Below are 14,893 nucleotides of genomic sequence, written 5' to 3'. Positions count from 1 at the left end.
CAGTCGCCAAAATTTTCCAAATCAAATAAGAGGTGAAAGAATGGACTACGACAATATAAAAGAAGTAGAGGGCTTTATAGAGAGTATTATTTATCGTAATGAAGATAATGGCTATTCCGTATTTGAGATAGATAACGAAGGAGAAGAGATTACTTGTGTGGGTACATTAAGTTACATAAGCGAAGGTGAGTATATTGTTGCCACAGGTAATTACGTTAAACATCCCGTTTATTATATGCAGTTTAAGATAGATTCCTATGAATTTCAGGCACCTAATGATACCGCTTCTGTCCAGAGATATTTGGCAAGTGGGGCAATTAAGGGTATTGGTGAGAAAATGGCTTCGCGAATCGTAAAGGAATTCGGAGACGATACCTTTAGAATCATGGAAGAGGAGCCAGAAAGATTAGCAGAAATCAAGGGAATTAGCAATAATAAGGCTATGGAAATAGCTAATCAACTTATGGATAAAAAGGACATGCGCAAGGCCATGATGTTTTTACAAAAATTTGGAATTGCTATGAACCTTGCCACTAAGATCTTTAAGCAGTATGGTAATCAAATTTATAATTTAATAGAGACTAATCCTTATAAATTGGCAGATGATATTGAGGGTATCGGCTTTAAGACAGCAGATGAAATCGCCTCTAGGGTTGGAATTAAGATAGATTCTGACTTTAGAATTAAGAGCGGAATTTCTTACTGTTTGAGTCAGGCTTCCCTTAATGGACACATTTTCTTACCAAAAGAGGAACTAGAAAAAGATGTAGTTAGCCTACTTTTAATAGACATTGAGGACTTTGATAAGTACTTAATGGACTTGGCAGTGGATAAGAAGGTGGTTTGTAAGACCATGGAGGATGGCAGTGTAAATGTCTACTCTAGCCTTTATTACTACATGGAAGGAAATGTGGCTGCTAGATTAAAGGGCCTTGCCCAGGTGGAGTCTAGGTCTTTAGAGGAAATTGATGAGAGAATCAAAAGAATCGAGAAGGAAGAGGACATTGAGCTTGATGATATCCAAAAAGAAGGAATTAGAATGGCGGCAACTAGCGGACTTCTTGTAATTACAGGTGGTCCTGGTACTGGTAAGACTACAACCATTAATTCCATTATTAAGTTCTTTATGCTAGATGGTTTAGAGATTAGGCTTGCAGCTCCAACAGGTCGTGCAGCTAAGCGTATGACAGAAGCTTGTAATATGGAAGCACAAACTATTCACAGACTTCTTGAAATTAACGGCGGTGGGGCCAGTGAAAGTAATTCTAGGGCTTCGGGTCTTTCTATGTTTTTTGAAAGAAATGAAGATAATCCCCTTGAGGCAGATGTAATCATTGTGGATGAGATGTCCATGGTGGATATTAATATTATGTATTCCCTAATTCGCGCCGTGGCTGTGGGCACAAAGCTTATACTTGTAGGTGATGTGGATCAGCTGCCATCTGTGGGACCGGGTAACATTTTAAAAGATATAATTGCTTCTGGCTGTTTCCCTGTGGTTAAATTAGAGAAAATCTTTAGACAGGCGGAAACTAGTGAGATTATTATGAATGCCCATAAGATTAATAAGGGAGAAGAGGTTGTGCTTAATAAGTACAGCAAGGATTTTCTCTTTGTTAGACGTAATGGTGCGGATGCTATTATAAATGCAATGAAGACCTTGATTTCTGACAAGCTGCCAAATTATGTGCATGCGGATATTTCAGAAATTCAGATTTTGACACCATCAAGGAAGTCGGCTACAGGTGTTGATAGATTAAATTCAATTATGCAGGATTTCTTAAACCCTTCAACTCAGACTAAGCAGGAGAGAGTTCACGGAGACACTACTTATCGTGAAGGGGATAAGGTTATGCAGATTAAAAATGATTATCAGCTGGAGTGGCAGAAAAAATCCAAGTATGGTGTAACCTATGATAGAGGAACTGGAGTCTTTAACGGAGATACAGGAATAATCGAGGAAATTAGCCAGTTTAATGAGACAGTAACCGTTAGATTTGAAGATGGTAGATTTGTAGATTATGAGTTTAGCCAGCTTGATGAATTAGAGCTTGCTTATGCCATTACAGTGCATAAGTCTCAGGGTAGTGAATATCCGGCGGTTATTATTCCTATGTATCAGGGACCTAGAATGCTAATGAATAGAAATATTTTATATACCGCTGTTACAAGAGCTAGAACCTGCGTATGCATGGTAGGAGAAGAAGAAATCTTTAGACAGATGGCAAAAAATATTACAGATACCAAAAGATATTCCTCACTTGATCAAAGAATTAAGGAGATTATGTGTTAAAAACTAAAAAGAATATGTTAATAAGAGATAAATTTTTGGAGGGCTTGGTGGATATCTTCTATCCACCAGCTTGTCCGATATGTTTAAGACCCCGTCCCATTGTGGAGGGCAGGAGGGAAAACATTTGCAAAATCTGTAGGAAAAAAGCCCCTTATATAACAGGACCTAGCTGTTTTAAGTGTGGCAAACCTCTAGATAATACAGATAGCGAATTCTGTAAGGATTGTTTGGAAAACCCTCACGTCTTTAAAAAGTCTATGGCTGTTTTTGAATATACAGACAGTGTTAGTAAATCCATTTATGAGTTTAAATATTATAACAAAAGAGAATTTGGCAAGGTCTTTGCTAGTGAATTAGTCCTTAGGTTAGAGGATGAGATTAGAAAATTTGATCCAGACGTTATAGTGCCGGTGCCTATTAGCAAAGAGAGAAGAAAATTTAGAGGCTTTAATCAGGCGGAAATCTTGGCAAAAAACATGGCAAAGGGCCTAAATATTCCCTATGATGAGAATCTGATTTATCGCGTCAAAAATACAATTCCCATGAAAAAACTGAGCAATACTAATAGAATAAAAAACCTTGAAAACGCTTTTCAAGTGTCTAGAAATGTTGTAAGATATAATAAAGTAATAGTCGTGGATGATATATATACAACAGGAGCAACTCTAGATGCCATAACTAAGGAATTAAAGCGATTTAAGGACTTAGAAGTAGTTGGCATTGTTATTTGTGTGGGACAGGGTTTCTAGAAATAGCTTCTGAAAAATAAAATGTATAACTGTATGCAGGAGGTTTACTATGGAAGTTAGAAATTGTCGTGGATGTGGAAGATTATACAACTATGTTGGCGGTAGCTACAGAAATTTATGCCCAGATTGTGTAAAGAAGTTAGAAGAGAAGTTCCAAGAGGTAAAAAGATATATTGAGGATAACCGTGTTGCAAGTATTAGACAGATTTCTGAGGCTTGCGATGTAAATCCTAAGCAGATAGAGCAGTGGGTAAGAGAGGAAAGATTGGTATTTTCTGATGATTCACCTATTGCAATCTTTTGCCAGACTTGTGGTGCGCCTATTAAGTCAGGTAAGTACTGCGAAAACTGTAAGGAGACAATGTCTGATCAGTTAGATCAGCTCTATGGCAAGAAACCAATTGAAGAGCCAAAGAAGAAAAGATCTGCAACTGCTAAGATGCGTTTCTTAGATAACTAGTAAAGAGAGCAAAGGGGTCGGATATCGACCCCTTTATTTTTATAAGGAGTGATACGCCTATAAGATTTGCTTTATGCGCTTAGAGTTTATTAAGTTTTTATGTTACAATTAGAATCATTAAAAAATTGACAATATAAATTTTCTTTTTTATACTTTAAAAAGAGCTTATGAAAATGTTTTTCTGGTCGATATATAATTCAGAGATGATACAGGACTAGAAAAAGAAAATTTTTAGGATTGTATTAAAAAAAGAACAATATTTATTTATAAAATCGGTTAAGTTTTGAGATTAAACTTCCGATAAATAAGGCATAAAGCAGAAGAGTCTCTTTAAACTAAGAGTATGGAGGGGTTCTTTATAAGTCTTAGAAAGTATGAAAGGACGGCGAAGAGTATGAGAATAGACGCTTATAATGCAATTAGCCAGGTTTATCAGGCAAATGCTACTAGCAAAGTTAATAGCACAGGCAAGGTGGCAAGTGCTAATGACAAATTCGATATTTCTGATACAGCAAAAACTTATTCTGTTGCAAAGACAGCAGTTGCTGAAAGCTCAGATGTAAGAGAGGATAAGATCGCTGATATCAAGGCAAGAATTGCTGCTGGTACCTATGCTGTATCTGCAGAGGATGTTGCAGATAAGATAGTTAATAGCGTTTCTACTTTGACATTCTAAAAGTGAGGTTTTGACTATGGCTAGCATGATTGATTCATTAATTGAAGATATGAACAAAGAGAATAGCTTGTATTTAGAGCTCTATGGCTATGCCAAGGAAAAGACCAATGCGATTGTGAGTAGCGATGTAGAGTCTCTGCAAGCTATTCTTAAGTACGAACAAGCATTAATTAATAAGATAAATGCAGTAGAAGAAGATAGACTAGCAGTCGTTGATGAAATATGTAGAGTATTACATCTTTCCCCAAAAGACGTGAAGGTAGAAAGAATTGTAAAGCTACTAGAGAAACGACCTAGAGAACATGATAGATTAGAAGAAAGTTACCTGGCTCTTAAAAGGACAGTAAAGAGCCTAATGCAGATAAATGAGAATAATAAAACACTACTTAAGGCGTCTATGGAGATGATTGAGTTTGATATTAATGTTGCTAGATCAGCAACCCTTGCTCCACAGACAGCAAATTATGGAAAGACAGCTACAGAGGCATCGGTGATGACCTCAGCTATTGGAAGCTTTGATGCAAAGCAGTAAATGTAGCTTAAATATAATAGGGGCGTTTAGACGCTCCTTTTTTTATTGCCTAGATTAATCGCGATACATTTTCATAAGGAAAAGAAAAATAGAGGTTAATTCTAGCTAGATTTTACCGATATAAATAGCAGATGGACTAACTAGAAGTGACTAAATTTAAACTCTTTTTCATATTTAGAGGTGAAATATTATGGCAAATGGAATGTCAGGACTTTATGTGGGCATGACTGGTGTAAGATCAAACCAGATTGCACTTAATGCAACAGCCCACAATCTTGCAAATATAAATACAGAAGGTTATACAAGACAGCAGGTTACCTTTGAAGATACTGTTTACATGCCAGTTATGACTAATGATAAGGTAACTACTCCTGTTAGTGGTCTTGGCGTGTCTATTTCTGAAGTTAGAAGAATTAGAGATACCTTTATTGATGCGTCTTATCGTTCAGAGAATTCTAGACTTGGCTTTTATGATGCACAGTATCAGGCGGTTAACGAGATTGAGGATTTATTTGGTGAAATGCAGGGCGTAACCTATCAGTCTTATTTAACAGATCTTTATAATTCTTTAAATGAGTTAACTAAAAATCCAACAAGTACTGTTGCTAGATCTTCCCTTATTCAGACTGCAACAGCCTTTATAGATAAGTCAGAGGCAATTTACGAGGGCTTAATTACTTACCAGACAACCCTTAATACTGAAGTAAGAAATATGGTTACAACAATAAATGATTTAGGTCAAACTATTTATAGTTATAACAAGAAGATTACAGCTATTGAGGCAGCAGGGGTTGAACATGCCAACGATTTAAGAGATGAGAGAGATAAGGCTATTGATGAGCTTAGTAAATATATGGACCTTGATTATTATGAGGGGCCAAATGGAGAAATCATTATTAATGCCGAGGGTGTACCTTTTGTTTCTCTTAATGAAGTGGCAGAGATGAGTACAGAATATGTCACTGGTACAAGCCTTGTTATTCCAACTTGGCCTTGCTATGACAGAGAGGTATTTACAGCGTCATCTCTTGCTAAGACTTCTAATGAGACAGACACAGATAAGGGTCAGTTAAAGGGTCTCATTCTTTCAAGAGGTAACATGGTGGTGGATTACACTTATGTGGCTGAAATGCCATCAAGCTCAGATTACGATTTAACTACAACTGAGGGTTTAGCTGAATATAACGAGGATTATGCAGAATATGAGGAAAAGCAGGAATATTACAATACCTACATTTTGCCATCTCAGGTTTTAACTGCCATGGCAGGATTTGATTATTTGGTAAATGGTATTGTTACTGCCCTAAACGATATTCTTTGTCCGGAAAAGGAAGTAACACTTACAAGTGAGTATACAGATAGTGATGGCAACTTAGTTCAGGCAGATAAATACATTTACACAAACATAAGCAGTGCCGTTCTTTACAATAGATTCGGTGAGGAGGTTGCAGGAACTCAAAATTCTAATGGCAGCTATGACTATGAATCAGAGGAAAAGCTCTATAGCAATTCCAATGGTGATGGAACTGGTGCTGTGGCTTTTGATTCTGTAACTTACTCACTCCTTGACCTTGATAAGACAGATTATGGAATGGATGATGATAGAACTGTAGGCCAAGAGCTATTTTCAAGAGCAAATACAGAAAGATATGTGGTTACAACCGATTCTAATGGCGACACAATATATATTAGAAATAATTTAAATGATCAAAAGTACGAGTCTTACTATAGACTTGGTAACTTAAGCATAAATTCAGCAGTAGCCCAGGATTTAGCTCTTCTTCCACTTTCCACTGTAACGGATAAGGAAGATTTTGAGAGGGCCAACGAACTTGTAGATGCTTGGGATGTGAAGTTTGGAACCTTTAACATCGAAGAGTATTCAAAATCTACATTTAATTCTTATTACAATAACTTCGTTGGAAAATATGCCACTTGGGGCGACGTTCTTAATAGTTATGTAGCTAATCAGGAAAATATGGTAAATGGTTACGACAACCAGAGAACTGAAACAACGGGAGTTTCTTCAGATGAAGAGCTTCAAAAGATGATTAAATTTCAGCATGCTTACAATGCTAGTTCAAGATACGTAAATGTAGTAAGCGAAATGCTTGAGCATCTAGTAACTTCACTTGGTGCGATCTAAAAAGAAAGAAGGTAGTTTATGGCATCAACATTTTTTGGATTAACAATTGCATATTCTGGATTACAGGCATCCCAGGCATCTATTAATGTAACTGCTCATAATTTGTCAAATGTAGATACAGACGGTTACACAAAAGAGACTGCCGTTAAGGAAGCAGCAAGCTCTCTTAGAACTTATGCCCCTTACGGTACACTTGGTGCTGGTGTTGATGTTACAGAGATTAGCCAGACAAGAGATAGCTACTATGATGAGAAGTATAGAAATAATCAGACTTATTACGGGGAGTATGAGGCTAAGAATAATTATATGTCACAGATTGAGAGCTTCTTTAACGAATTTATCCTAGAGGGTTACACAGAGGAATATAACAATTTCTTTAAAAATGTTAGTCAGACCATGTTAAATCCTGAGGATAATTCTACTAAGAATTCCCTTATTCAAAGTGCAGTAAGTATGACAGATTATTTTAATTATCTTGCTTCTAATTTAAAGGATATTCAGGAAGATGCTAACAACGAGGTTAAGGATGCGATAGAGCAGATCAATTCTCTTTCTCAGTCTATCTATCAGCTTAATAAGCAGATCAATCAGATTGAGGCTTGTTATGGAAATGCTAACGACCTACGTGATTCTAGAAATGCCTTGGTAGATGAGCTTGCAAAGATTGTAAATATTACAACTAACGAAGAGGATTTAGGTAATAACTTAACTAATTACACCATTAACATTAATGGTAGTACCTTGGTAAATTCCTATGGTTATCACGAACTTGTGGTAAATTCAAGAGCAGATACAGATGCAAGAAATAACTCAGATGTAGCTGGTCTTTATGATATTAGCTGGGATACAGGTCAGGAGTTTAACATTTACTCAAGCTCTCTTGGTGGCCAGCTAAAGGGACTTATAGATATTAGAGATGGCTGTAATGGCCAGATCGAATCTGTTGTGGTAGATGACAATGGAGATTATGTCTATAGTACTGATGGATATTTTACAACTGAGTTTTCTGATTATGATGGTAAAAATACTGACTTTAAGGGAATCCCTTATTATCAGGCTCAGTTAAATAAGTTTATGACAGTATTTGCAGATGCAGTTAATGAGATTTTAAAGACAGGTTATTCTTCAGATGGTGAGACAGAAGGTGCTTCACTTTTTGTAATTAAGGATAATCAGGTGGCTTTCTCAGCAAGTAATGTAACAGTCAATGAGGATTTACAGCTTGACCCTTCAAAGCTTGCTACAAAATCAAGCCTAAGTACTGGGGCTGCAAATGCCGATATAATTGAAGAGCTTAATGCATTACAAACAGCACAGATTTATAACGGTGGTACAGGTTCTTATTTCCTTGAAAGTATTATTTCAGATGAATCTATTGATACTAACAAGGCAAAGAATTTCCTACAGAATTATACAAACCTAAAGACCACTATTCAAAACCAGAGATTATCTGTAATGGGCGTTGATTATGACGAAGAGGCTATGGATTTAGTAACCTTCCAGCAGTCTTATAATCTAAGCTCAAAGATGATGTCGGTGTTAAATGAAATTTATGATAAGCTCATTAATCAGACAGGAGTTTGATGGGGCTTTCCATATCTTGACTTTAATTGCGAAGCAATTCAAGTCCTAACGCCCGACGATTTGCGAAGCAAATTCTAATTCGGGCTTTCCATATCCTGTAGTGGTTGTGGAGAAATAAAAAGATTGTAGAAGAAAGGAAGTAGCCTATGTCCATGCGAATTACTAACGGCATGATGGTAAACAGTTCACTTGCCAACATCCAGGTTAATAAAAACCAACTTAATACATTAGATACACAGTTATCTACACAGAAGAAAATTAACAAGCCATCAGAAGATCCAATCGTAGCAATTCGTGCTCTTCGTCTTCGTTCAAGTCTTGATAAGGTAACACAGTATCTGGATAAGAATATTCCTGATGCAGATAGCTGGCTTTCAGTTACTGAGGATGCCCTTGATGAAGGATATTTGATTTTGTCCGATTTATACAATTATTGCGTGCAGGCCTCAACAGATTCTTATTCATCTGCTGAAAGAAAAACTATTGCAGATAGTTTGGAAAATCTAAAGGAAGCCTTTTATGCAGAAGGTGATATTGACTATGCTGGCCGCTATGTATTTACAGGTTTTGCAACAGATGTGCCCCTTACATATCAGTCAGATGATACGGCAGCAGATGTAGATTATACAATTACTCAGAATTTTACCAGAGAGAACCTCTCTTTAAAGACAGCTTACACCAATGCTTACACTAATACAGATATTATTAATCTTGATGCAAAATATGATGCCACAACGGGACGTCTTGTAACTCCTAATGTAGAGTCGGTACACAGATTACAGCTTGCTTATAAAGATATTGATACTGCAAAGTTTTCCATAACAGATGCAAATGGAAACACAGCCGCAATAACCATTGATGATAGTGGAAATGTTACAACAGATAATACATTACAAACATCTGATGGAAACGCAATAACTATTACTCATACAGTGGATGATAATTATGTTCCAGGAGAAGATGAAATTGCCATTAATACTACAACTGGAGAGCTTTTGTTAGGTGAAAATGTTTACAAAGACGTTTATACCAACAATACATTTTCAATAACTTATGATAAGAACAATTTCATTAAAGGGGATTTAAATCCTACTATGTATTTTGATTGTATTGATAATATTTCTGGAATAGAGTATAATAAAGTACAAGAAAACATTGAGTACAATATAAATTTTTCGCAGAAACTAAAAATTAATACTGAGGCCAATGAAGGCTTTGATATTTATTTAGGCAGAAACATCGATGATTTGGTAACTGCAGTTCAAAACGTTTTGGATTTAGAAGACCAGATTGAACAGGTAAATTCAATGCTTACACAGGATCAGTATTCGGATAGTAGTTCTCAGACTAAGTTAAATGATATCTTAGAGGGACTTACTAAGCAGTTAGAACTTGCGGAAGATAAGATGACTGATGTTTATGAAGATGGTGTAGGATGGATGCAATCTTACCAGACTACAATTTCTGAATGTAAGGCAGATGTAGGTAATAGAAAAACAAGATTGACCTTAACAAAATCTCGACTTACAGAACAGGAAACTAACTTCAAAAATCTAAAGTCGCAAAACGAGGATATTGATCTTGAAGAGGTAGTTGTAAATTATTCTGCAGCGCAGTTAGTTTATAACGCATCTCTAACAGCATCAGCAAAATCGGTTCAGCAGACACTTTTAGATTTTCTTTAAAGACAATTAAAGTAAAGGGGAAAGGTTAGGTGTGACATGAAGGTAGAGACTAAATGGTTTGGGACTATTGAAGTGGGAGAGGAACAAATTCTCACATTTGAAAAAGGCATTATAGGCTTTGAGGATTGGAAGAAGTATACTCTAATTTACGACGCCGAAAAGGGAGTTGAAGAAAGTTCAATTTACTGGCTTCAGGCAATTGATGAGCCAACTCTTGCGCTTCCTATTATGGACCCTACTCTAGTTTATGAAGGGTACGATCCAATAGTTGAAGACGAAATTATTAACACACTTGGAGATAATATTGCAGACGCTACACTTCTTGTAGTTTGTACTGTAACTGTTCCTGAAAAGCTTGAGAATATGACGATTAATCTTAAAGCACCAGTTATTATTAACATGGATACTAATAAAGGTGTTCAGTTAATAGCCGATAACGATGATTATCAAGTACGTTACCCTATTTATGACATTCTCAATGCTGAAAAGGACGGTGAATAATATGCTAGCATTATCAAGAAAAAAAGACGAGGCCATTATTATTAATGATGATATAGAAGTAACTGTAATTGAAATTAAGGGAGAGCAGGTAAAGCTAGGTATTACTGCCCCTAAATCTGTTCCAGTTTATCGTAAAGAGGTTTATGTTCAGATTCAGGCAGCTAATAAGGAAGCAGCAGCTCAAAAGGTTGATGTTAATGCCTTAAAGAATCTTTTTAAGAAGTAGATTATTAGGATTTATTTAACTTTATTTTAGGAGAGGCAGGGGAAGGACAAGCCAGAGGATAAATAATATCTATTCAAAATACACAAAATATGAAGATTTATTTGTAGAAATTGTACAAACTTTGTATAATTTCTGATTTTGGCGTTAAGTTTTTATATTTGTTAGTCGATATATAAGACAGCAAAGTCTTATTTATATATATAAACGCAACTAAACAAATTAATTCTTCACATGGAGGTGAAACCTATGGCTATTGATGTAGGTAACGTAGCAAGTTATCAAAGTAATTCAACTGTAAATGCTAAACCAGCTTCAAACGTTGGCACTGTTAGCGTGGAAAATGCTAAAAGTGGCAGCGTTGTAACTGCGTCTAGCCAATCTTCAACCACAGATCAGGCAGTGGCAATTCCAAAAGTTTCTGACACACTAGCAGCAAAAGCTAAGGAGGAAGATCCTACTAGTTTTGAAAATGTTAACGTTAACGTTAATGTAAAGACAAAGGAAACTTCCCTTAAGGATGTCACTGACATTAGTAAAATTGTCAATAATAATACTGTGGCGGAATTTAGTTATAATGAACCAACAAAAAGAATAGCGATTAAGATCAAGGACAAGGAAACTAACGAGGTTATTAAAGAAATTCCATCTGAGAAGGCTCTTGAGATGTTGGCTAAGGCATGGGAGCTTGCAGGCATTATGGTTGATGAAAAACGATAATATTAGTGGAAAAGACTAATATTTTAACCAGAATATTCCGATGCATATACTATACAGAATACTATGTAAACATGGATGTTTGATTTTGTAATGCAAGGATGCAAAGATAGGAGAGGTTATATGACAGTAAGAGTATCGGGTATGGTCTCAGGAATGGATACTGATTCATTAGTAGAAGCTCTTGTTTCTTCATACAAAGTAAAAAAAGATAATTTAGTTAAGGCACAGACAAAGCTTTCTTGGAAGTCTGAGCAGTGGAAGACAATGAATACAAGCATTTATAGCTTCTATTCAGGAAAGTTATCAGCTGCAAGACTTTCTACAAATTACAATTTGAAGTCAGCTTCTGTGTCTGATAGTTCTGTTGCGAAAGTTACAGCATCATCTTCAGCTGTAAATGGAACACAGACATTAGCAGTAAACAAATTAGCAGCTACTGGTTATTTAACTGGTGGTGAAATTACTGATAGTTCAGGATCTAGCCTTACAGCTAGTTCTACAGTAGCAGAGGTTTCTGGACTTGAAAGCTTTAGTTCAGGTAATATTTCAGTTACTGTAAACGACGAAACAACAGATATTAATATTACATCTGATATGACTTTAACTCAGGTGGTAAATGCGTTAAAGAATGCAGGCTTAAATGCTAGTTTTGATGAGACTAATGGTAGATTTTTCGTAAGTTCTAAGGAAAGTGGTGCGGATAATGATTTTACCTTAACTGCATCAGATTCTTCAGGTCTCACACTTCTACAGAATTTAGGTATCTATAGCACTAGCACAGCGACTACAGCAGAATACACTACTTGGGCTAATTATACAGATGAGGAATTAGAAGAGCTTGCAGCAGAGGCTGCAACTGAGAACACCACATCAGTTGAAGATAGAGCTACAGCTTATGCAAAACAGTATAATACAGCTTATAACGCAGCTGAGGCTATTACTGATGAATATGGTACATTGTCGGAAATGGAAGCATTGCAGACTGAATACGAAGAAGCAATGGCTGCTTACGATTCCTATAAGACAACAGATGAAGATGGAAATGAGACCTATGACACAGATGCAATAGAGGAAGCAGGTCTTACAGATGAATTTAATACAGCCAAGACTAATCTTGAAAATATAACTACAGCCATTACAAATTATACTACATATCAGACTACAATGTCTGAAGTAGCAGATTATGTTGTGATTTCAGATGATGGAACTGCAACAGCAGCAACAGAGGGCACAACAGCATATGACAATATTCAGGAAGAATATGATAGCGAGTATCAAACAAATTATGAAAGTTACTTAGCTACATATACTTCAAAGAGAGAATATGCTCAAAGCGTAGTAGATGGAACAGTTTCAACTACAGCTACAGGTGCTTCTGCCAATGCAGTTAGAATCGCAGGTAGTGACTCAGAGATTGTTTTAAATGGAGCAACCTTTACAAGTGATTCTAATACATTTTCAATTAATGGCTTAACAATTCAGGCAACAGCCCTTACGGGGGACGAAGAAGTGACTATAACAACAGATACAGACGTTGATGGTATATATGATTTTGTAAAAGATTTTATTACAGATTACAATACGCTTATTAAAGAAATGGATGTTAAATATAATGCTGCGTCATCTAAGGGATATGAGCCTTTAACTTCAGAGGAAAAGGAAGCTATGTCAGATGACGAAGTAGAAAAGTGGGAAACTAAGATTAAGGATTCACTCTTAAGAAAGGATGGTATCTTAGGACTTACAATGAATTCTTTAAAGGCAGATATGGCCTCGGCTATTACAATAGATGGAAATGGCTATTCCCTAGCATCCTTTGGAATAAGTACTTTAGGTTATTTCTCATCACCAGAAAATGAAACTGGAGTTTATCATATTGATGGTAATTCAGAAGATTCAGCAACATCTGGTAATGAAGATAAGTTAAGAGAAGCAATAGCTAATGATTCAGAGACAGTTATTTCCTTCTTTTCACAACTAGCAACCAAACTTTATACAGATCTTGGTAATAGAATGGCAAGTTCTTCAACAAGTAGTGCCTACACTATTTATAACGATAAAGAAATGAATACTCAGTATTCACAATATACATCAAAAATTACAGATGCAGAGGATAAGATAACAACTTGGGAAGATTATTATTATAAGAAGTTCTCAGCAATGGAATCTTCTCTAGCATCACTTAACTCACAGCAGTCATCTCTATCAAGTTATTTTGGATAAAGAAAGGCAAGGGTATACTAACTAGAGGTTAATCGTTTTATGAAAATGTATCATAGCAATACATTTTCATAAATGATTACAAATAAGGAGGAACTGGTATGGCATTAACTCAAGGGCAGAAGCAACAGCAGCAAGCATTAGCAGAACAGTATAAAAGAAGTAAGATTCTTACAGCATCACCTGCAGAGCTTACCCTTATGCTTTATGAGGGAGCGATTAAGTTTTGCAACATAGCAATTATGGCTATTGAAAAAGGTGATATGGAAAGAGCTCATATTTATATCAAGAAGACAGAGGATATTATTATTGAATTTAGATCAACTCTTGATAGAAAATATAAGGTGGCTGAAGATTTTGAGCGCGTCTATGTTTATATCTATGACCTTTTAGTAGAAGGTAATATTAAAAAGGATACTGAGATACTAACAAGGGCTCTTAATGAAATTAGAGGAATGCGCGATACCTGGAAAAAGGTTATGGAAAAGACAAAAGGACAATCGCCAAAGAATAGCTAAGAGGGTATATTATGGAAAATTATTTAGAGATTATGAAGGACAGCTTAAAAAAGAAAATAAAGGTGCTAGAAAAAATCGAGGAGCTTGATAGAGTTCAGACAGAACTTTTTAGTGCCGATCCTTTTGATGAGGAAAAGACTAGAGCAAGCTTTGAAGAAAAAGGAAAGTATATCAATGAGTTAGATAGACTTGATGCAGGCTTTCAGTCTCTATTTAATAAGATGAAGGATCAATTAGATGGCAAGAAAGACCAGTACAAGGAAGAAATAAAGGAAATGCAAAGCCTTATTAGAAGAGTCACTGAACTTAGTGTGACAATAGAGAGTCAGGAGAAGCGAAATAAGGATTTGGCAACTAAAAGATTTAATAGTATGCGCAAGGAAATTTCCAATGCAAAACGAAGTACTAGTCTTGCAAAACAATATTATAGTGCAATGAATAATGTGCTAAATGTAGACCCTCAATTTATGGACTCAAAGAGTTAAAAAAGCTAGTGTTTAAGGGCTTTTTAGCTAAATTATTTGTTAGGAAAAATTTTAAAAAAATAGTTTACAAATAACTAATTAAATGGTATATTAGTACTAGA

At 35.8% G+C, this 14,893-nt stretch carries 14 protein-coding genes; all 14 read left to right on the top strand.

What is annotated here, in order from left to right:
* The first annotated feature begins 55 nt into the window (after positions 1 to 55).
* Positions 56 to 2,293, top strand: coding sequence for an SF1B family DNA helicase RecD2 (gene recD2, locus BLQ66_RS07695; RefSeq protein WP_027430902.1), 2,238 nt, complete (start codon positions 56 to 58; stop codon positions 2,291 to 2,293).
* Entirely contained in the window at positions 2,287 to 3,042 is a 756-nt protein-coding gene (locus BLQ66_RS07690) for a ComF family protein (protein WP_083330310.1), read from the top strand. The genes recD2 and BLQ66_RS07690 overlap by 7 nt, the downstream gene beginning before the upstream one ends.
* A gap of 49 nt (positions 3,043 to 3,091) precedes the next feature.
* A complete protein-coding gene (locus BLQ66_RS07685) occupies positions 3,092 to 3,502 on the top strand; it encodes a flagellar protein (protein WP_074521655.1) in 411 nt (136 codons plus the stop codon).
* A gap of 394 nt (positions 3,503 to 3,896) precedes the next feature.
* The gene (gene flgM / locus BLQ66_RS07680; protein ID WP_027430899.1) at positions 3,897 to 4,178 is read left to right on the top strand and encodes a flagellar biosynthesis anti-sigma factor FlgM; all 282 of its coding nucleotides are present in this window, start codon (positions 3,897 to 3,899) and stop codon (positions 4,176 to 4,178) included.
* A gap of 16 nt (positions 4,179 to 4,194) precedes the next feature.
* Positions 4,195 to 4,710: a flagellar protein FlgN gene (locus BLQ66_RS07675; protein WP_074521654.1), complete on the top strand. Its 516-nt coding sequence runs from the start codon at positions 4,195 to 4,197 to the stop codon at positions 4,708 to 4,710.
* 190 nt (positions 4,711 to 4,900) lie between these two features.
* Entirely contained in the window at positions 4,901 to 6,856 is a 1,956-nt protein-coding gene (gene flgK, locus BLQ66_RS07670; RefSeq protein WP_074521653.1) for a flagellar hook-associated protein FlgK, read from the top strand.
* An 18-nt stretch (positions 6,857 to 6,874) separates the two neighbouring features.
* Positions 6,875 to 8,440: a flagellar hook-associated protein FlgK gene (flgK, locus tag BLQ66_RS07665; RefSeq protein WP_074521652.1), complete on the top strand. Its 1,566-nt coding sequence runs from the start codon at positions 6,875 to 6,877 to the stop codon at positions 8,438 to 8,440.
* 146 nt (positions 8,441 to 8,586) lie between these two features.
* Positions 8,587 to 10,125 carry a flagellin N-terminal helical domain-containing protein gene (locus BLQ66_RS07660; protein ID WP_074521651.1) on the top strand — a complete coding sequence of 513 codons (1,539 nt, stop codon included), beginning with the start codon at positions 8,587 to 8,589 and terminating at the stop codon, positions 10,123 to 10,125.
* A 36-nt stretch (positions 10,126 to 10,161) separates the two neighbouring features.
* The gene (fliW, locus tag BLQ66_RS07655; protein WP_074521650.1) at positions 10,162 to 10,626 is read left to right on the top strand and encodes a flagellar assembly protein FliW; all 465 of its coding nucleotides are present in this window, start codon (positions 10,162 to 10,164) and stop codon (positions 10,624 to 10,626) included.
* A gap of 1 nt (position 10,627) precedes the next feature.
* Positions 10,628 to 10,852, top strand: a complete 225-nt coding sequence (csrA, locus tag BLQ66_RS07650; protein WP_027430893.1) for a carbon storage regulator CsrA — start codon at positions 10,628 to 10,630, stop codon at positions 10,850 to 10,852.
* 246 nt (positions 10,853 to 11,098) lie between these two features.
* Positions 11,099 to 11,569: a flagellar protein FlaG gene (locus BLQ66_RS07645; RefSeq protein ID WP_083330309.1), complete on the top strand. Its 471-nt coding sequence runs from the start codon at positions 11,099 to 11,101 to the stop codon at positions 11,567 to 11,569.
* 120 nt (positions 11,570 to 11,689) lie between these two features.
* Complete coding sequence (gene fliD, locus BLQ66_RS07640) at positions 11,690 to 13,792, top strand: flagellar filament capping protein FliD (RefSeq protein ID WP_074521649.1); 2,103 nt, start codon at positions 11,690 to 11,692, stop codon at positions 13,790 to 13,792.
* A 98-nt stretch (positions 13,793 to 13,890) separates the two neighbouring features.
* Positions 13,891 to 14,307, top strand: a complete 417-nt coding sequence (gene fliS, locus BLQ66_RS07635; RefSeq protein WP_027430890.1) for a flagellar export chaperone FliS — start codon at positions 13,891 to 13,893, stop codon at positions 14,305 to 14,307.
* A gap of 11 nt (positions 14,308 to 14,318) precedes the next feature.
* The gene (locus BLQ66_RS07630) at positions 14,319 to 14,792 is read left to right on the top strand and encodes a hypothetical protein (RefSeq protein WP_051195361.1); all 474 of its coding nucleotides are present in this window, start codon (positions 14,319 to 14,321) and stop codon (positions 14,790 to 14,792) included.
* Positions 14,793 to 14,893: the final 101 nt, after the last annotated feature.

The sequence above is a fragment of the Lachnospira pectinoschiza genome (genome assembly GCF_900103815.1).
GTDB classification, from domain to species: domain Bacteria; phylum Bacillota; class Clostridia; order Lachnospirales; family Lachnospiraceae; genus Lachnospira; species Lachnospira pectinoschiza_B.
Note: the sequence above shows the minus strand (reverse complement) of the source record. Positions and strands in the feature narration are given on the sequence as shown.

Bases quoted from the DNA above. Each gene is read 5' to 3' on its own strand.
- BLQ66_RS07685 (WP_074521655.1), top strand. From the start codon at position 3,092: ATGGAAGTTAGAAATTGTCGTGGATGTGGAAGATTATACAACTATGTT.
- flgM (WP_027430899.1), top strand. From the start codon at position 3,897: ATGAGAATAGACGCTTATAATGCAATTAGCCAGGTTTATCAGGCAAAT.
- BLQ66_RS07675 (WP_074521654.1), top strand. From the start codon at position 4,195: ATGGCTAGCATGATTGATTCATTAATTGAAGATATGAACAAAGAGAAT.
- flgK (WP_074521653.1), top strand. From the start codon at position 4,901: ATGGCAAATGGAATGTCAGGACTTTATGTGGGCATGACTGGTGTAAGA.
- flgK (WP_074521652.1), top strand. From the start codon at position 6,875: ATGGCATCAACATTTTTTGGATTAACAATTGCATATTCTGGATTACAG.
- BLQ66_RS07660 (WP_074521651.1), top strand. From the start codon at position 8,587: ATGTCCATGCGAATTACTAACGGCATGATGGTAAACAGTTCACTTGCC.
- fliW (WP_074521650.1), top strand. From the start codon at position 10,162: ATGAAGGTAGAGACTAAATGGTTTGGGACTATTGAAGTGGGAGAGGAA.
- csrA (WP_027430893.1), top strand. From the start codon at position 10,628: ATGCTAGCATTATCAAGAAAAAAAGACGAGGCCATTATTATTAATGAT.
- BLQ66_RS07645 (WP_083330309.1), top strand. From the start codon at position 11,099: ATGGCTATTGATGTAGGTAACGTAGCAAGTTATCAAAGTAATTCAACT.
- fliD (WP_074521649.1), top strand. From the start codon at position 11,690: ATGACAGTAAGAGTATCGGGTATGGTCTCAGGAATGGATACTGATTCA.
- fliS (WP_027430890.1), top strand. From the start codon at position 13,891: ATGGCATTAACTCAAGGGCAGAAGCAACAGCAGCAAGCATTAGCAGAA.
- BLQ66_RS07630 (WP_051195361.1), top strand. From the start codon at position 14,319: ATGGAAAATTATTTAGAGATTATGAAGGACAGCTTAAAAAAGAAAATA.